The 18,691-nt window shown below is 54.6% G+C and carries 18 protein-coding genes and 1 rRNA gene; all 19 read right to left on the minus strand.

All coding sequences use genetic code 11. The features are described from left to right. Positions 1-212 (minus strand): 16S ribosomal RNA (locus tag BMW84_RS23545); the annotation flags it as partial. 342 nt (positions 213-554) lie between these two features. Continuing rightward, on the minus strand, positions 555-2,072 hold the full coding sequence (gene lysS / locus BMW84_RS23550) for a lysine--tRNA ligase (protein ID WP_091072820.1): 1,518 nt from the start codon (positions 2,070-2,072) through the stop codon (positions 555-557). Positions 2,073-2,262: 190 nt separating this feature from the next. Then, the gene (gene greA, locus BMW84_RS23555) at positions 2,263-2,742 is read right to left on the minus strand and encodes a transcription elongation factor GreA (protein WP_091072822.1); all 480 of its coding nucleotides are present in this window, start codon (positions 2,740-2,742) and stop codon (positions 2,263-2,265) included. A gap of 197 nt (positions 2,743-2,939) precedes the next feature. Continuing rightward, the gene (gene dusB, locus BMW84_RS23560) at positions 2,940-3,959 is read right to left on the minus strand and encodes a tRNA dihydrouridine synthase DusB (protein ID WP_091072823.1); all 1,020 of its coding nucleotides are present in this window, start codon (positions 3,957-3,959) and stop codon (positions 2,940-2,942) included. Between the two features lie 48 nt (positions 3,960-4,007). Further along, positions 4,008-4,217 (minus strand): helix-turn-helix domain-containing protein, encoded by a 210-nt coding sequence (locus BMW84_RS23565; RefSeq protein ID WP_091072825.1) that lies wholly within the window; start codon positions 4,215-4,217, stop codon positions 4,008-4,010. Further along, on the minus strand, positions 4,169-4,717 hold the full coding sequence (folK, locus tag BMW84_RS23570) for a 2-amino-4-hydroxy-6-hydroxymethyldihydropteridine diphosphokinase (protein ID WP_091072826.1): 549 nt from the start codon (positions 4,715-4,717) through the stop codon (positions 4,169-4,171). The genes BMW84_RS23565 and folK overlap by 49 nt, the downstream gene beginning before the upstream one ends. A 9-nt stretch (positions 4,718-4,726) precedes the next feature. Next, the gene (gene folB, locus BMW84_RS23575; protein WP_091072828.1) at positions 4,727-5,089 is read right to left on the minus strand and encodes a dihydroneopterin aldolase; all 363 of its coding nucleotides are present in this window, start codon (positions 5,087-5,089) and stop codon (positions 4,727-4,729) included. Positions 5,090-5,117: 28 nt separating this feature from the next. Continuing rightward, positions 5,118-5,963 carry a dihydropteroate synthase gene (gene folP, locus BMW84_RS23580; protein ID WP_091072830.1) on the minus strand — a complete coding sequence of 282 codons (846 nt, stop codon included), beginning with the start codon at positions 5,961-5,963 and terminating at the stop codon, positions 5,118-5,120. After that, positions 5,960-6,841 carry an aminotransferase class IV gene (locus BMW84_RS23585; protein WP_091072832.1) on the minus strand — a complete coding sequence of 294 codons (882 nt, stop codon included), beginning with the start codon at positions 6,839-6,841 and terminating at the stop codon, positions 5,960-5,962. The genes folP and BMW84_RS23585 overlap by 4 nt, the downstream gene beginning before the upstream one ends. Then, positions 6,838-7,419, minus strand: a complete 582-nt coding sequence (gene pabA / locus BMW84_RS23590) for an aminodeoxychorismate/anthranilate synthase component II (RefSeq protein ID WP_091072834.1) — start codon at positions 7,417-7,419, stop codon at positions 6,838-6,840. Before pabA ends, BMW84_RS23585 begins: the two co-directional genes overlap by 4 nt. Next, entirely contained in the window at positions 7,416-9,008 is a 1,593-nt protein-coding gene (locus BMW84_RS23595) for an anthranilate synthase component I family protein (protein WP_091072835.1), read from the minus strand. The genes pabA and BMW84_RS23595 overlap by 4 nt, the downstream gene beginning before the upstream one ends. 148 nt (positions 9,009-9,156) lie before the next feature. Beyond that, entirely contained in the window at positions 9,157-10,095 is a 939-nt protein-coding gene (gene cysK, locus BMW84_RS23600; protein ID WP_091072837.1) for a cysteine synthase A, read from the minus strand. A gap of 84 nt (positions 10,096-10,179) precedes the next feature. Beyond that, the gene (locus BMW84_RS23605) at positions 10,180-11,124 is read right to left on the minus strand and encodes a peptidylprolyl isomerase (RefSeq protein WP_091072839.1); all 945 of its coding nucleotides are present in this window, start codon (positions 11,122-11,124) and stop codon (positions 10,180-10,182) included. 11 nt (positions 11,125-11,135) lie between these two features. Beyond that, a complete protein-coding gene (hslO, locus tag BMW84_RS23610) occupies positions 11,136-12,020 on the minus strand; it encodes an Hsp33 family molecular chaperone HslO (RefSeq protein WP_091072840.1) in 885 nt (294 codons plus the stop codon). Between the two features lie 48 nt (positions 12,021-12,068). Further along, positions 12,069-12,836, minus strand: coding sequence for a type III pantothenate kinase (locus BMW84_RS23615; protein WP_091072842.1), 768 nt, complete (start codon positions 12,834-12,836; stop codon positions 12,069-12,071). Next, a complete protein-coding gene (gene nadC, locus BMW84_RS23620; protein ID WP_091072844.1) occupies positions 12,833-13,708 on the minus strand; it encodes a carboxylating nicotinate-nucleotide diphosphorylase in 876 nt (291 codons plus the stop codon). Before nadC ends, BMW84_RS23615 begins: the two co-directional genes overlap by 4 nt. Beyond that, the gene (locus tag BMW84_RS23625; RefSeq protein WP_091072846.1) at positions 13,698-15,314 is read right to left on the minus strand and encodes an L-aspartate oxidase; all 1,617 of its coding nucleotides are present in this window, start codon (positions 15,312-15,314) and stop codon (positions 13,698-13,700) included. The genes nadC and BMW84_RS23625 overlap by 11 nt, the downstream gene beginning before the upstream one ends. A 38-nt stretch (positions 15,315-15,352) precedes the next feature. Next, complete coding sequence (gene nadA, locus BMW84_RS23630; protein ID WP_091072847.1) at positions 15,353-16,291, minus strand: quinolinate synthase NadA; 939 nt, start codon at positions 16,289-16,291, stop codon at positions 15,353-15,355. Between the two features lie 253 nt (positions 16,292-16,544). Next, complete coding sequence (gene ftsH / locus BMW84_RS23635) at positions 16,545-18,596, minus strand: ATP-dependent zinc metalloprotease FtsH (protein ID WP_091072849.1); 2,052 nt, start codon at positions 18,594-18,596, stop codon at positions 16,545-16,547. Positions 18,597-18,691 lie beyond the last annotated feature (95 nt).

Here is an 18,691-nt window from a genome sequence, read left to right on the forward strand (position 1 = left end):
CTCCGTCTTTCATCCTCCCTTCAGGCGAAAAGAGGAATTATCCGGTATTAGCTACCGTTTCCGGTAGTTATCCCAGTTCATGGGGCAGGTTGCCTACGTGTTACTCACCCGTCCGCCGCTAAGCTTACCCCGAAGGATAAACTCCGCTCGACTTGCATGTATTAGGCACGCCGCCAGCGTTCGTCCTGAGCCAGGATCAAACTCTCCATAAAGGTGTTTGACTTGCTCATTTAAAACATCTGACGAGAATTTGCATTCTCTTTAATACTCACTCGTTGTTCAGTTTTCAAAGATCAAACTTTGTTTCGTCACTGCAATTTCTCGTCAGCAGCAACTCTTATACTATATCACATCCAGCCGTTCGATGCAAGCTCTTTTTTTTAACTTCATTCGAGCGTTTCATCTGATATTTCTTGGCCGGAATAAGAATATACCATGTACAGAGGATGAATGCAAGCTTTTTTTAAAAAAACTGATTTATGATTCTTTACTATAAAACAAGGCCGCGCCTGTAGGCGCGGCCTTGTAAGCTCGCAGCAGCATTTCAGCGTTTATTACTCCGTACGATTGCGCATATGCGGGAACAGCAGCACGTCACGGATGGACGGCGCGTTCGTAAGGAGCATGATCAAACGGTCTACGCCAATGCCGAGACCGCCAGTAGGCGGCATACCGTATTCCAGCGCGCGGATGAAGTCATCATCCATTTCATGGGCTTCATCGTTGCCTTGCGCTTTTTCCTGCAGCTGTGCTTCAAACCGCCCGCGTTGATCGATCGGGTCGTTCAGCTCGCTGAATGCATTCGCATGCTCGCGGGCCACGATAAACAATTCGAAACGGTCGGTGAAACGCGGATCCAGGTCGTTCTTTTTCGCCAGCGGAGAGATCTCGACTGGGTGTCCTGTAATAAATGTAGGTTGAATCAACGTTTCTTCAACAAATTGCTCAAAGAACGCGTTCAGGATATGTCCAAAGGTCATGTGCTTCTCGACAGGAACGCGATGCTCTTTGGCCAAACGCTGCGCTTCCTCGTCGGTCATGTGCACACCGAAGTCTACGCCAGTTACTTCTTTAACTGCATCCACCATGGATACACGGCGCCAGCCCGGCTTCAGGTCGACTTCCTGGCCTTGATAATTAATGACCTGGGTACCCAGCACTTCTTGGGCGATATGGGCAATCAGGCTTTCCGTCAATTGCATAATGTCTTTGTAGTCGGCATACGCTTCGTAGAGTTCGATCATGGTGAACTCCGGATTATGGCGCGTCGATACGCCTTCGTTGCGGTAAACGCGGCCGATTTCATATACCTTTTCCAATCCGCCGACGATCAGGCGCTTCAAATGCAGCTCAATGGCGATCCGCATATACAGCTGCATGTCCAGCGTGTTGTGATGCGTGATGAACGGACGGGCCGCCGCGCCACCGGCAATCGCATGCAGTGTCGGCGTTTCGACTTCAAGGAAGCCGATGGAATCCAGGTAACGGCGCATCGATTGAATAATCCGCGAACGGGTGATAAACGTCTGCTGAACTTCCGGGTTGATAATCAGGTCGACGTAACGCTGGCGATAGCGCAGTTCGACGTCTTTGAGACCGTGATATTTCTCCGGCAGCGGCAGAAGCGATTTGGATAATACTTCAAGATTGTCGACTTTAATCGAGGTTTCGCCGGTTTTCGTCTTGAACACCGTACCGCGAATGCCGACGATATCGCCCAGGTCGAGGATGGAAAATGCACTGTATTGCGCTTCGGAAATGCTGTCCTGGCGCACGTAAATCTGGATTTTTCCGGTCAGGTCCTGAATGTGGGCAAAGCTGGCTTTCCCCATGACGCGTTTACCCATGATCCGTCCGGCCACGCTTACCTCCAGCGCAAGCTCGTCCAGTTCCTCTTTGGTCAGCCCGTCATATTTGGCCAGCAGATCGCCGGCGGCAGCGGTGCGTTCATATTTTTTGCCGAACGGGTCGATGCCCAGCGCACGGAGCTCGTCCAATTTGGCACGGCGGATCTGCAGCAGCTCGCTGAGTTCGCTCTCGGTATTCTCTACGTTGTTGATTTCTTCGGTCATGATTTTCATCCTCTCTAACTGGCTAGCGTCTATACACAAGAAGAAACGGCTCCATTCTCACCGCATGAGAACAGTCCGTTCCGTGAAACAGGGATATTTGGAAAAAAGCTTCCTTGAGGGAAGCTTTCGTAACCGTTTCCTTCTTCCGCCCGAAAGGCGGCTTATCGTAACACAGGCCCGATGCCTGTGCTTATTTCATGGTGATATCAACAATTTTATATTGAATAACGCCGGCTGGTACGCTGACATCGACAATGGTACCCTTTTTCTTACCGATTATGGCTCTGCCTACCGGGCTTTCATTGGAAATCTTGTTGTTCAGCGGATCCGATTCCGCCGTACCGACAATGGTATATTCCATGATGTCGCCAAACTCCAGATCTTCGACTTTAACGGTAACGCCGATGCTTACGACGTCCGTGGCGATTTCATCGCTATTAATGATACGTGCGTTGCGAAGCATTTTCTCCAGCGTAATAATACGTCCTTCGATAAAAGCCTGCTCGTTCTTCGCGTCCTCATACTCCGAGTTCTCGCTGATATCACCGTAACCGATCGCTACCTTGATGCGCTCCGCCACTTCACGGCGTTTCACGGATTTAAGGGTCTCCAGTTCTTCTTCCAGACGTTTCAGTCCGTCCGGTGTAAGGATGACTTCTTTATCGCTCATCTCAACCGATTCTCCTGTCGTTTACAATTATTGAAAACACCATACTATATGCGAATCTGAAGGGATCAGAACCCTCCTTGCTGCACTGCTCTTGCGGTAACGGCGATTTTATACTGTGAAATTATATTGGAACCGCTACAAAATGTCAATGATGCCCCATATAAAGATCCATGTTTATCAATAATGCAGAATCATCGTTAATGAACCGCCGTCATTGCCGGATCCGCTGAAAGTTGGCTTTCGTCATGCTTCAGTTGTTCGACAAAATCATTCAGAATCCGTACCATTTCGTCACGCTTGGTTTCTTCCATAATAACGTCCTTGATGCGGGCAGCGGATTTCAATCCTTTCAGATACCAGGCCAGATGCTTGCGCATTTCCCGGACGGCCACGGATTCGCCCTTGAGGGCTATCAGCCGGTCCATATGAAGGATTGCTACCTTGATTTTCTCTTCCGGTCCGGGCTCGGGCATGAGCTCTCCGGTGTTCAAATAATGAATGGTCCGGTACAGCATCCACGGGTTGCCGAGCGCACCCCTCCCGATCATCACGCCGTCACATCCGGTTTGGTCCAGCATCGCGCGCGCGTCCTCCGGCGTAATCACATCGCCGTTGCCGATGACCGGAATCGAAACGGCCTCTTTGGCCATCTTGATATAACTCCAGTCGGCATGCCCGGTGTACAGCTGCTCGCGGGTACGACCGTGAACGCTCACCGCTTTTCCCCCGGCACGCTCAACGGCACGGGCATTCTCCTCCACAAAAATATGCTCGCTGTCCCAGCCAATCCGCATCTTCACCGTCACGGGCTTATCCACGGCATCCACCACGGCCGAAACCATCTCGTAGATTTTGTTCGGCTCCAAGAGCCAGCGGGCGCCAGCATCGCATTTGGTTACCTTTGGAACCGGACAGCCCATGTTAATGTCAATAATATCGGCATTGGTCTCCTTATCGACCACCTTTGCCGCCTCTACCAACGACTTGCGGTCTCCGCCGAAAATCTGCAGGCTAAGCGGCTTCTCGCGGTCATCCACGAACAGCATTTCCCGGGTGCGCTTGTTGCCGTGCATGATCGCCTTGTCGCTGACCATCTCCGCGCAGACGAGCCCGGTGCCGAATTCCTTGGCAATCAGGCGGAATGCCGGGTTGCAGACGCCGGCCATCGGAGCTAGAACGACTTGGTTTTTCAATTCAATATCACCGATCTTAAGCATGCAAGCTCACTTCCTTTGTACTCATTAATAAACAGGTATCGTTCTATTCTATCGGAGCGGTTCAATCAATTCCTCAACAGACACATCAAGAAAAATTGCAATTTTATTTAAAATTTGATCTTCCAAACGGCGGTTTCCCCGCTCCACCGCACCTAATACAGCAAGGGAAATTCCGACAGAATCCGCTAATTCCTGCTGCGTATAGCCTTTCAATTTCCGGAAGGCTCTGAGCCGTTGTCCCAAACGTTTGCTGTCCAAAGGCGGATTCCGTCCTTTCCTTCGATGTCCTTAAGCGCCGATGTTACCAAGCTGGAAAGCCGGTCATTGCCTTCCCCGGGAAGAATGTCGCTAAGCGGAAAAAGCACAAATGCGCGTTCCAGCATCCGCGGATGCGGCAGTGTCAGATCCGGCGTGTCCAATTCCTGCCCCTCCACCCACAGGAGGTCAAGGTCAACGGTCCGCGGTCCATAGCGGATATCGCGTACCCGGCCGAGCCTTGCTTCAATCTCCAGCATCGCATGCAGCAGTTGTTCCGGTTCCAGACTGGTCCGGAGCGCCGCGGCCATATTCAGAAACTGCGGCTGATCGAGATAACCGACCGGCTCGGTCTCATACACGCGCGATGTACGGAGAACCGCAATCGCCTCATGGCCGTCCAGCAGATGAAGCGCCTCACGCAAAGAGCCTTCACGGTTTCCGAGATTGGCCCCCAAAGCAATATAAGCCTCTGATGGCTCAGAGGTGGAATGTGTGTTCATGGATCGGTCTCACTTTCTTGTTCTGCGCAGCTCGACAGTCACGCCTTGAAAATGAATGTCAAACGGCGGATGCGGCTTGGTCACCTTGACCGTCACGGCATTGATAATAGTATAAGTGTCCAGTACCCGGGATGCAATACATTCTCCGAGCGCTTCAATCAGCTTGAAGGATTCGGTTTCGACAATCTTTTTGACCAGGTAGTGCACTTCGGCATAATTGACGGTCCGCTCCAGATCATCGTTTTGACCTGCTTCCTGCAAATCAAGCTCCAGTTCAAGATCGACATAAAAGCGCTGCCCCAGCTTACGCTCTTCTTCAAATACGCCGTGATATCCGTAATACTCCATACGGTGCAGTTTCATCTTATCCATCGTTTTAACCATCCCTTTGGTTTATCGTTTATGTCCGGTCCGCATACAGCATCGCATCACACATCGTTACCGTCCGTTTGATCTTCGCCACATCATGCACGCGCACGATTTGGCAGCCCTGAGCAATGCCGAAAGCAACCGTCGCCGCCGTGCCCTCGACTACATCATCGGCCGGAAGATCGAGCGCGGTACGGATGAATTTTTTACGCGACGTGGCCAGCAGCATGGGGTAACCCATCTCGACCAGCCGATCCAGTCCCATCATCGCCTGCATATTCTCATTATAGTCTTTGGCAAAACCGATTCCCGGGTCCAGAATAATCCGGCTGTCCAGCACACCTGCCGCTTTGGCGATGGCAATGCTCTCCCGAAGATCGGACTCCATATCCTCCAAAAAGCTACCGTAATCGCGATTCCTCCGGTTGTGCATCAGGATTATTGGGCAATCGAACGCTGCCGCTACCTTGGCCATTTCCGGATCGGCTTTTGCGCCCCACACATCGTTGATGATGTGCGCTCCCGCCTCCAGTGCCTGACGGGCCACTTCCGCTTTATACGTATCGATCGACAGAATCAGCTGAGGCGCCGCGCGGTGAATGCTTTCGATTACCGGGATCACGCGGGCTAATTCTTCCTGAAGGCTTACCGGGTCATGTCCGGGACGGGTCGATTCTCCGCCGATGTCGATAATATCCGCCCCCTCTTCCGCCATCCGCAGCGCATGCGCCACCGCCCGCTCCGGCTCGGCCCACAAACCTCCGTCGGAGAAGGAGTCCGGGGTTACATTTAAAATTCCCATGATCAGCGTTCGGTCCCCAAGCAGAAGCTCGCTGCCGCCGCAGCGGTAACTCCGTGTATAAAGTGTCGGTCTCATTGCGGTATCCCCGTCCTTCCTCTATATAAAGCGATCAAATTAGAGGTGTGTTGCCCACAGCGGCCTTCGCTGATGATATACTCGCTCTCTTCATCGCACAATGCCGTTACCGGTACAATCTCCTGAATGGAGGAGGTTACGAAGATTTCGTCGGCTGTCTTCAGCTCCTCCCAGGAATAAAAGCCTTGCTCCGTCATTAGACCGGATGCCCCGGCAAGCTCCAGCACCATTTCCCGGGTAATGCCCGACAGGATACCTGTCCGGATATCCGGTGTATAGAGCGTGCCGGCTTTGATGAAAAAGACGTTGCTCACGATTCCCTCGGCAAGATAACCGTCAGCGGTCAGCATTAAACCTTCCGCGCCGCGGGCGGCGGCGGGATAGCCGGCAAGCTCTCTTTTGGCCAAAATATTGTTCATGTAATGCAAAGACTTCAGCCGTACCGGGCCTTCGGGCGTGTTGCGCCGGGTCTGCAGCAGCTGTAGCGGTTTACCCTCTGTATACAGCGCCGGTGAAAAGGGCGGGAGCGCCTTGATATAGAGCAAATGGTTCGGATGTGCGTAGCGATCGCCCGGCAGGCCAAGCACATCTTCGCCTGCCGTTACGGTGTAACGGATATACGCTTCAGTGAGTTCATTTACTTCCATCAACTGCGATATCCAGGCCTGGAGCCGCTCCGGATCCGGGGTAAACGGAATGCCCAGCATACGGCAGCCGTCCGCCATCCGCCGCAAATGCCGTTCCAGCAAAAAAGGCACGCCGCCGTACGTGCGAAACGTCTCGAATAGACCCATTCCGTACAAAAAACCGTGATCCCGCGCGGGGACCACGGCTTCAGCGGCATGGACCGCCTTGTAGTTCAATCCGATATAGCTCATGCTTTCGCTTGGGCGGTGCGGCTGAGGAAATTGCGCAGCATCTGGTGCCCATGATCGGTAATAATCGACTCCGGATGGAACTGCACGCCCTCCACCGGATATTCCTTATGGCGCAAGCCCATAATTTCGCCCTCTGCGGTTTCCGCCGTAATCTCCAGGCAGTCCGGCAGGCTCTCGCGCTCCACGATCAGCGAATGATAACGCGTTGCGGTAAACGGCGATTCCATTCCGGCGAACACCGAGGTGCCGTGGTGATGGATCGGGGAGGTTTTGCCGTGCATCAGACGTTCGGCGCGGATCACGTTGCCGCCAAAAGCTTGTCCGATGGCCTGATGGCCGAGGCAGACGCCGAAAATGGGGATGCGTCCTTTGAAATGCTCGATCAGCTCAAGGCTGATTCCCGCTTCATTCGGCGTGCAGGGACCGGGAGAAATCAGAATATGGTCCGGGGCCAGCTTTTCGATCTCCTCCAGAGAGATTTCATCGTTGCGGCTCACCTTCACTTCTTGTCCGAGCTCGCCCAAATATTGCACCAGGTTGTACGTAAACGAATCGTAATTGTCGATCACCAAAATCATCGCGTTGCTCCCCCTTCGGCGCCGCCGGCGTTCCGGAGCTCCTGCAGCTTCTCGCTGCAGAGAACCGCCTTGACCACCGCTTTGGCTTTATTGTGGCATTCCCGGTATTCGCGGTATGGATCCGAATCGATCACGATCCCCGCGCCGGTCTGAATGTATCCGATTCCGTCCTGTACGGCCAGCGTCCGTATAACAATATTTAATTCCATATCCCCGCTGTAGTCAATCCAGCCCATGGAACCGGTGTACGGCCCCCGCCGTACCGGCTCCAGTTCTTCGATGATCTCCATCGTCCGCACCTTGGGCGCACCGGTGATCGTGCCGCCGGGAAACATAGCGGCGATCACATCGTAAGCGTCCTTGCCGGGGGCGATGATGCCCTCCACCTGCGAGACGAGATGCATGACGTGGGAGTAACGCTCCACCGTCATCAGCTCGGGCACCCGCACGGTGCCGTACGCAGCGACGCGGCCGACGTCGTTGCGCTCCAGGTCGACGAGCATGATATGCTCGGCGATTTCTTTCTCGCTCCCGCGCAGCTCCGCCTCCATGGCGGCATCCTCCGCGGGAGTGTGGCCCCGGCGCCGGGTTCCGGCAATGGGGCGGGCGCTGACCTTGTCCCCGTGCAGCTTCACGAGCAGCTCCGGCGACGCGCTCGAGAGCGCGAAGCCGGGCGAGCGGAGCAGGCCCATGTACGGGGACGGGTTCAGTTTACGAAGCCATTCGTAAACTTGCTCCGGCGTTGACGCGAGCGGCGCCTCCTGGCGCAGCGAGAGGTTCACCTGGAATACATCGCCTTGGCGGATGTATTCCTGCACCGCGCGGACGGCTGCCTGAAAGTTCTCCACCGCGAAGGCGGTGGACATGCCTGGCCACATACCGTCCGTGCCGCTGCCGGCGGCCTCCACCGCGGCGACGATCCCGTCCGCTTCGGCGGCGGTAGTGGTTAGCGCGGAAGCGGCCAGCCGCCGCCACTCGGCAAGCATCGCTTCAGCCTCAGCGGCAGCCTGCTGGTAAAGATCCTCCAAACCCTCGCACCCTGCAGCTACGACCGGTGTATACACCGCGCAGTATAACGCCTGTTCTGCATGATCGTAAATCCATAGCTGCTCGAATCGCAGCCAGACGTAATCGGGGAAGCCGGGCTGATCCAGGGCCTTGGATGGAAGCCTCTCCAGCGAACGGGCAACGTCATAACCCAGAAATCCGGCAACGCCGCCTGTAAACGGCGGAAGCGCCGCCGAAGCAGCGAGGGCAGGGGACCGATAGGGCCTGATCCACTGCCGTAACAGATCAAGCGGTGCGCCGGACAGCTGGACCGCCTCGGATCCAGGCCGGCTCAAATCCAGCATTTCGGCCACGGCGCCTTTTCCCTTGAGAACGGAAACGGGACGTAATCCCAGGTATGTATACCTTCCGCCTTTGCCGTTCTCCAGCAGGAGCGAATACGGCGCTGCGGCCTGCCAAGCGTTTTCCCATGAAACTGGCAGTCCCAGATCCAGATCGGACTTTAACACGTAAGGAAGCAAAGTGTATTTCTTCTCGGCAGCCCAGCGCTCCCACTCCGGCCAAGACGTCAAGACCTGCAATTTGGTTCCTCCTAAGCTATATTGCCTGTCAGTATACTGTACCGGGGACCGGTTTGCAAAGCCCCAAAATAAAAGAGCTTCCGCTATCCCTAAATCGGGACAGCCGAAAGCTCTTTATCGATGCTGGTTTCAGCAGCTTCAGTCAGGCTTAAGCTTCAAAATTGTACAGCGGCGTGCTCAAGTAACGTTCGCCGTTACTTGGAATAACGGCAACGACACGTTTGCCGGCGCCCAGTTCTTTGGCTACTTTCAGCGCAGCGAATACAGCCGCACCGGAAGAGATGCCGGACAATACGCCTTCTTCTTTGGCAACACGGCGCGCCGTTTCAAAGGCTTCGTCATTCTCGACATGGATGATTTCATCGTAAATATCCTGGTTTAGAATCTCAGGAATGAAGTTGGCTCCAATGCCTTGGATTTTATGCGGACCCGGTTTGCCGCCGGCCAGAATCGGCGATGCCGCCGGTTCAACCGCATACACCTTGATGTCCGGATATTGTTTCTTCAGCACTTCGCCCGCCCCGGAGATTGTTCCGCCTGTGCCGATGCCGGCAACAAACGCGTCCAGTTGTCCGCCGATGGACTCGATCGCTTCCACGATTTCCGGACCGGTCGTTTCCAGGTGGATTTTGAGGTTGGCTTTATTCTTGAACTGATCCGCCAAGAAGAAGTCCGGGTTCTCTTTCAGGATTTCTTCGGCTTTCTTCACCGCTCCGTTCATGCCTTCCGATCCCGGAGTCAGCACCAGCTCAGCTCCGTAAGCACGAAGAAGGTTGCGGCGCTCAAGGCTCATGGTTTCCGGCATTACGATAACGGCTTTGTAGCCTTTGGCTGCGGCAACAAGCGCCAGGCCAATACCGGTGTTGCCGCTGGTCGCTTCGACGATCGTTCCGCCCGGTTTCAGCTTGCCTTCTTTTTCCGCTTCCTCAACGATGCTGAGCGCGATGCGGTCTTTAACGCTGGAGCCCGGGTTTTGGTATTCCAGTTTCAGATAGATTTCAGCCGAGCCTTCCGGTACAATGCGGTTCAAACGAACCAGCGGCGTGCCTCCGATCAGATCTGTAATACTGTTAACGACTTTAGCCATGCGTGAACCCTCCTTGGAATGATAAATGAATTCAGCTATATATTCCCGACTAAATCGGTAGGTTTTACATTTGATCTCATCTTATCAATCTTGCAAGCGGTTGTCAATAAAAATTGCCGTATCGTACTTTGCCCGCAGATCGCTCTCCACCTGCTGGAGCGGAGCCGCCTGATCCAGCGCCAGCTCCTGCCGCACCTGCTCGCGAATTTCGGCCTCCTCCGGCTGCGGCGGAACGATCCGCCCGTCCAGCCGGATGAGGGCATATGCATCGTCCAGCTGCAGGGGACCGGCCATGTCGCCTTCATCCAGCTGACCCGCCGTCGTCAGCAGATCCGCCGGCCAGAACGGATCATCCTCTTCCACTGTACCGATGCTTCCTCCATGCTTGCGGCTCTCCTCATCAATGGATACTTCTTTGGCTAAGGCAGCAAAATCCTCCCCTGTCTCCAAACGGTCCAGCACCTGCTGCCCTTCCTCGTAAGTAGCCACTTTAATCAGCGAAAGCTGGAGCTCGGTCTTGGGCTTGAACCTTTCCGGATTTTGCGCCAGATAATCGTCGATGGCTGCCTCACTGACATGAATGTCCGCCGTGGCGATAGCCTGCAGCTTCAGCCGGTATTCCGTCTCCTCCTGCAGCTCCTGCCGGGTTAGCCCCAGCTCGGTCTGCATTTCTTCATAATACTGTTCCTCGGAATCATATCCGGCCATGCTGCGCTTCAGTTCTTTGGCAATTTCATCTTCCGATACGGCAATTCCGAGCTTATCGGCTTCTTTGTTGACGACAATGTGGTTAAGCATGGCAAGCAGCACTTCATCGCCATGCTTGTTGCGGAGTTCGTCGATCCATTCCTGTTCCGTAATCGCCTGCCCGCCGGCAGTCGCAATATCGGAGGAATCTCCATCCGCGGGCTCATCCTTCAAAGCGGCCATGGTGCGAAAGCTCCAATAGAGCAATCCGCCGAGCACCAGGGTGGCAACCGTGAGTATGACTACGGCATTGCGCAGCGCGCGTTCCTGTCTTGTCATCATTCCATCGTCCCTTACGATTTGGCCTGCTCGAGAACTTCCTTCATTTCGTCTTTGTTGAATACGTAAGCTTCATTACAGAAATGGCAGACCACTTCTACCTGTTCATCTTCTTCAATTAAACGTTCCAGTTCTGTCTGCCCTAGGCTGACCAGCGTCTGCTCCACGCGCTCCCGCGAGCATTGGCACTGGAAGCGGACCTCCATCTCATCGAGAATGACAGCGTCCGGCAGCAGCCAGCGGAGCATTTCCTCCGGCTCCATACCTTGGTCGAGCATGGCGGTGACGGAAGGCAGCGCACCTACGGCGCGTTCGATTTCAGTAATCTCCGAGTCACTTAGCCCCGGCAGGAGCTGAACGATGAACCCTCCGGCGCAGCGCACGGAATTATCCGTGTCCACCAGAACACCAAGCCCGACGGCCGAAGGGGTTTGTTCCGATACGGCGAAATAATACGTGAAATCCTCGCCAAGCTCACCGGAGATAATCGGAATGCTGCCGCGGTAAGGCTCCTTCAAGCCCAAATCCTTGATGATGTCGATAAAACCTTCGGTACCGACCGCACCGGCTACATCAAGCTTGCCTTGACTGTTGCTTGGCAGATGAACATGCGGCTCATGCACATAACCGCGTACTTCTCCCTTGGCATTAGCCTCTGCATTAATGTTCCCGATTGGCCCGTTGCCTTTGACCATAATGGCCAGTTTTTCCTCTCCCTTGAGCATCGCGCCCATTAAAGCCGCTGCGGTTACCGTCCGGCCCAGCGCCGCCGTCGCCACCGGGTAAGTATCATGTCTGCGCTGCAATTCGCTGACAAGCGCCGATGTCCGTACGGCAAACGCCCGGACTTTACCGCCGAGCGCCGTCCCGCGGACTAGCCGATCCTGTTGTGTATCCATCGGGTACAAACTCCTCCTATCTTTTGCCCAACATGGGCCTCTATATGTTTATTTGTTGCGTTCGTAAACGATGCGCAGTCCTTCCAGCGTCAACAGCGGATTCACTTCATCGATGCAATCCGTTTCTCCGGCAATCAGCGGCGCCAAACCTCCGGTGGAAATAACCTTCAGCTCCGTGGCGTTCATTTCCAGCTTGATGCGGCGGACGATGCCTTCCACTTGACCGGCATAGCCGAAAATAATACCCGCCTGCATGGCGTGCACCGTATTGCGGCCAATGACTTTCTTGGGCTTCTCCAGCTCGATGCGCGGCAATTTGGATGCCCGCTGGTACAAGGCTTCCGTCGAGATGCCGAGGCCAGGAACAATGGCTCCGCCCAGATAATTCGCGCCGGCATCAATGCAGTCGAAGGTGGTCGCCGTGCCGAAATCAACGACAACGAGCGGGCATTTGTACTGCTCAATCGCCGCTACGGCGTTGACAATACGATCCGCCCCGACTTCGCGCGGATTTTCGTAACGCAAATTCAGCCCGGTTTTGATGCCGGGGCCGACGAGCAGAGGTTCTTTGCCTATATACTTATTACACATTTCCACGATCACTTGGACCAGTGGAGGAACGACGGACGAAATAATGACGCCCTCTACCTCTTTAAGTGACAGACCCGACATGGAAAATAAATTGTGAATCAGGACTCCGTACTCGTCTACGGTCGACGAACGCGCAGTGCTGATCCGGAAATGGTGCAAAAGCGTCCGCTGCCGGTACACACCTAGGACAATATTTGTATTTCCGATATCCACGGCAAGAATCATTCCGGAGCCCCCTCCTTTTTGGCGTTGAGGTCCAGACTGATATCCAGGCTATCGAAGGAATAGGTCAGCCTGCCGACGGAAATAACGTCGACGCCAGATTCCGCGATCCGCCGTACCGTTTCAAGCGATACGTTGCCGGAAGCTTCCGTTTTGACATGCGGGGACTTGGCTTTGATGCGTTTAACCGCTTCGGTCATCAGCTCCGGCGGCATGTTGTCCAGCATGATGATATCGGCTCCCGCTTGCAATGCTTCCTCCACTTGCTCCAGACTTTCCGTCTCCACTTCGATCGTCATCGTATGCGGAATATTGGCCCGCGCCCGGCTGACCGCCTGACGGATGCCGCCCGCGCCTTTAATGTGGTTGTCCTTGATCATCACGGCATCGTACAAGCCAAAGCGGTGATTGGAGCCTCCGCCGATGCGGACGGCATACTTCTCCAGCATGCGATGTCCAGGCGTAGTTTTACGAGTATCAACCAGACGCGCAGGCAGGCCTTCCAGCTTCTGCACAAAAGCTGCCGTGCGCGAAGCGACGCCCGATAACCGCTGCATCAGGTTAAGCGCCAGCCGTTCACCCGTCAAAATGGCATGGGTACTGCCTTCGACCTCGGCAATAACCGTCCCTTTAGCGATCGCCTGTCCTTCCTGCACCAACGGTGTAAACGTCAGCGACGGATCAACAATCTCGAACACCAGCTCCGCAATCGGCAGGCCGCAGATCACGCCGCTTTCTTTGGCATGGATAATGCCCTTGGACTCATGGCCCGCCGGAATCGTCGTCCGGGTCGTTATATCGCCCGCACCGACATCCTCCTGCAGCCAGCCTTTAATACACTGTACCAATTCCTCATTATATCCGTTAAACATCATCGCTTAACTCCTCCACTATGCCCAGCTCGCGAATTTGGAGCAGATGCTTTTGCCACTGCGTATCGTTGCGCTGCGGATAATCCTCCCGGTAATGAGCCCCACGGCTTTCCTCCCGGGCCAATGCCGATTCCGCGATCAGCAGGCTGCAGGTCAACATGTTGGCGAACTCATATTCCTCCCGTTTGGTGAGTGCCGAAGCAAAGAGCGGCAATTGCCGTCTAAGCTCCTCCAGCCCCTTGTTCAGCGTCTCTTCATTGCGGCGCAGGCCGACATACCGTACCATCACCTTCTGCAGCTTGAGGCGCCGCTCGACAATCGCTTGAATCGGCGGCTCATTGCGCCCTTCCTGGCTGCCGGCCACCAGTCCGCTTACATCATGCGGCGGAAGTTCACGGATGCGCTCCACGATCCGCCGGCCAAAAACGATGGCTTCCGAAAGCGAGTTGCTTGCCAGTCGGTTGGCCCCGTGAACGCCGGTCGAAGAGACTTCGCCGCAGGCGAACAATCGGGTAATGCTGCTCTCCCCGTTCAGGTCGGTCTTGATGCCTCCCATCATATAATGCGCAGCAGGAGCCACGGGAATCCAGTCTGTCGTAATATCGAGTCCGTAACCCATGCAGGTCTCATAAATGGTCGGAAAACGGTGCTTGACCATTTCGGCCGGTTCATGGGTAATATCCAGGTATACAAAGGTCGATTTCGTCTTCTCCATCTCACTGATGATGGCCCGGGCCACGATATCGCGCGGCGCCAGCTCAAGCAGTTCATGATAATGCTCCATGAACCGCTCGCCGTTGATGTTCCGCAGCACGGCGCCTTCGCCGCGCACCGCCTCGGAGATCAGGAAACGCGGTGCGCCGGGATAACTGAGCGCCGTCGGATGGAACTGGATAAACTCCATATCCCGGATATGCGCTCCGGCCCGGTAGGCAATCGCCACACCGTCGCCGGTCGCCACCTCCGGGTTGGTCGTATAGCGATAAAGCTGACCCGCTCCGCCGGAGCACAGGATGGTCGCCTCTGCCTGCAGAAACACGCGCTCTCCGTTCGGCCGCTGCACGAGCGCGCCAAGGCAGGTCCCGTCCGATGTAATGAGGTCAATCACATAATGATCGTCCCATACCTCAATATTGGCATGCCGCGCAACCTGCTCGGCCAAAGCGCGGACAATTTCATAACCGGTGGCGTCCCCGTTGGCATGCAGAATACGGCGGTGGCTGTGCGCGCCCTCCTGGGTCAAGGCCAATACCCCGTCTTCCTTATCAAAAATCGTCCCAAGCTGGATCAATTCCTGTACGCCGGCCGGCCCTTCATTGACTAACGCATCCACCGCGCCGGAGGAGCATAGCCCGGCACCGGCCATGAGCGTATCCTGCCGGTGATAGGCCGGAGAGTCATCCTCAGCGATAACCGCAGCGATCCCGCCTTGGGCATATCTTGTATTGCTTTCCATTAGCGACTTCTTCGTAATCATAATAACCTTACGGTCTTCGCTGGCTTTAATCGCTGTATATAAGCCGGCGATGCCTGAGCCGATCACCAGACAATCCGTATGTATCTGAGACAGCTTGCCCAGCTCAAAATCTACTAAATAACGTGGAATCATTCCCGCTTTCACCTGTTTCAACGAAAGAGTAGCGCATGCTACCGGACTTGTAGCATGCGCTCTAAGGATTTTCTGGCTTTGTCGGCGACGGCAGGCGGTACGTAGATCTGCGGCTTCATTGTCTCCAGGCATTTGACCAGCTTTTTGAGGTTGTTAACTTTCATATTCGGACAAACCAGGTATTTCGTAGCAAAAATAAATTCCTTGTCCGGGCTGTCCTTGCGGAGCTGGAACCCGGTTCCGTCTTCGGTACCGACGATAAACTGCCGGCGGTCCGATTTCCGGCAATAATCGATAATGGCCGTGGTGCTTCCAACAAAGTCGCCCATCGCCACCACTTCGGGGCGGCATTCCGGGTGGACTACAAACTCCGCTTCCGGATACTTCGCCTTCATCTCCACAACATCCTTAACGGTCAGCATGTCGTGGGTGTTGCAGTAACCTTCCCAGATAATCAGCTTTTTCCCGGTTTTATCCTGTACATATTGCCCCAGATTTTTATCCGGCACCCAGATGATTTCTTCGGCATCCAGCGATTCGATCACCCGCACCGCATTGGCGGAAGTACAGCAGATATCCGTCTCCGCTTTGATTTCGGCCGAGGAATTAATATAGGTGACGACTTTGGCGTTAGGATGCTGTGCTTTCAGCTTGCGCAATCCTTCAACGTTGACCATATCGGCCATTGGACAGCCCGCGCGTTCGTCCGGAATCAGCACTGTTTTATTCGGTGCGAGAATTTTCGCGCTTTCCCCCATAAAGTGCACGCCGCAAAATACGATGACATCGGCATCGGTTTCCGCGGCTTTTTGAGCAAGCAAAAAGGAGTCGCCCCGAAAATCGGCAACTTCCTGAATTTCGTCGCGCTGATAATAATGAGCTAAAATAATGGCGTTGCGTTCCTTCTTAAGCTGTTCGAGACGTACGCGAAGTTCCCGATTCTGTTCCTGCTTGCGCTCAAGCGCCAGAGCTTCCACAGTTACTCTTTCCCCCTTATTTCTGACCTTTTTAGTATCCGGTATACAGCCTTCCCGGCTGCGTGATTTACAGAAGAATAGATTATTTTTTATTAATCACTAATGTACACAACGTTCCACCCCCTGTCAATGTAACGGGGGAGGAATCACGTGCTTCCCATATCGGGCGCAGGCATAAATAACCCCACAAAAAATCCGGCGAACCCGAAGGTCCGCCGGAGGTTTATGGCTTTAGGTTAAGCCGTTGGTAAGCTTAACTTAATTTTCCGTCATCTTTGTTGCCTTCGCCCGAGTCGTTTCCTTCTCCGGTATCCGGCTTGTTCGGAAGCTCTTTGGTAAGATCGCCAACGATGGAGGAGCTATCATCCGGTTTGCCCTGGATGCGGACACGCACATCTCCAATGTTGTCAATCACCGGCTCGCCGGCTTCAGTTGCCTCTTCCGTTACATCGGCCGGTTTGCCGTCTTCGGAGAGGTAACCTTGCTCGATCAGTTCTTTGATCTGTTCCAGTTCGAGCGTCTCTTTCACCAGCAGCGTTTGCGCGATGAGATGCATTTCCTTCGAGTGCTTCGTCAGCAACTCACGGCAACGTTCATAGCAGCTGCGGATAAAGTTCTGCATTTCCTGGTCGATCTCGTAAGCGATGGAATCGCTGTAGTTCTGTTCGTGCCCGATATCGCGGCCCAAGAATACTTGGCCTTGGGACGTACCGAACTGCATCGGTCCGAGCTTGTCGCTCATGCCGTATTCCATGATCATGCTGCGCACGATGCGCGTCGCTTGCTGGAAGTCACTGTAAGCGCCAGTACCGATTTCACCGATGAACAGCTCTTCGGCTACACGGCCGCCGAGCAGTCCGGTAACTTTATCAAGCAGCTCCTGCTTGGTCACCAGCATGCGGTCTTCCTTCGGAAGCATTATGACATATCCGCCGGCGCGGCCGCGCGGGATAATGGTAACTTTATGGACCATGTCGGCATGTTCGAGGAAATAACCAACGATGGTGTGGCCGGCTTCGTGGTAAGCCACGATCCGTTTCTCGCGGTCGCTGATGATGCGGCTGCGTTTCTCGGTGCCGACGATGACGCGGTCGATCGCTTCATCCACTTCGCGCATCGTGATATCCTTGCGGTTACGGCGTGCTGCCAGCAAGGCTGCTTCGTTCAGCAAGTTCTCGAGATCCGCACCGGTAAAACCAGTGGTGCGTTTGGCGATAACGTCGAGCTTCACGTCTTTGGTCAGCGGTTTGTTGCGGGAATGAACCTTCAGCACCGCTTCGCGGCCTTTCACGTCAGGGCGGTCAACCGTGATTTGGCGGTCGAAACGTCCCGGACGAAGCAAAGCGGGATCGAGAATATCGGCGCGGTTGGTGGCCGCGACGATGATGATGCCTTCGTTGCCGCCGAAACCGTCCATCTCAACGAGGAGTTGGTTCAGCGTTTGTTCGCGTTCGTCATGCCCGCCGCCGAGTCCGGCGCCGCGTTGACGGCCGACAGCGTCGATTTCGTCAATAAAGATGATACATGGCGCGTTCTTCTTGGCATTCTCGAACAAGTCGCGGACGCGGGATGCGCCGACCCCGACGAACATTTCCACAAAGTCGGAACCGGAAATACTGAAGAACGGAACGCCGGCTTCCCCTGCGACTGCACGGGCCAGGAGCGTTTTACCGGTCCCTGGAGGACCCACAAGGAGCACACCTTTCGGAATACGGGCGCCTACCGCGGCAAATTTGCGAGGATCCTTGAGGAATTCGACCACTTCGACGAGTTCCTGCTTCTCTTCATCGGCACCTGCCACGTCTTCAAAGGTAACTTTCTTCTTCTCTTCATTATATAGGCGGGCTTTGCTTTTGCCGAAGTTCATGACTTTGCCGCCGCCGCCCTGTGCCTGATTGAACAGGAAGAAGAACAGGATGAACATAATCACCAGCGGAATGATGGAAGAAAGGAATGTCAGCCAAATGCTGTCGCCTTCCATTTTCTTCTGAACGAGTTCGACCCCGTTGGCATCACTTGCAGCTATAAGTTCATTGAGGGCTTGGTCGGTTGGAGGAACGTATGTGGAGAAGTTGCTCGACTTGGTGTCGGCCGGCTTGTTTCTATACTCGCCGGTAACCAGGAAGGCGTTGCCTTCAAACTGGACCGTCATGCTCTTCACATTGTCGCTCTTGAGCTCCTGTCTAAACTCATCGTATCTAGGGAAATCGGCGGATTCATTGCCATTGCTGACAAATTGGACAATGCCCACCACGACTAAAAATAAAATCAAATAAAAACCAGAATTCCGGATGAACCGATTCATCCCCTACCTCCTCTCACAACGCTCAAGTTATTGTACCATAGCCTGCCGGGGGTCCTCAAATTCAGGGGAAAGCCCGGAATGTGATCCGTGGATCT

The organism is Paenibacillus sp. NFR01, from assembly GCF_900111565.1.
GTDB lineage: Bacteria > Bacillota > Bacilli > Paenibacillales > Paenibacillaceae > Paenibacillus_AQ.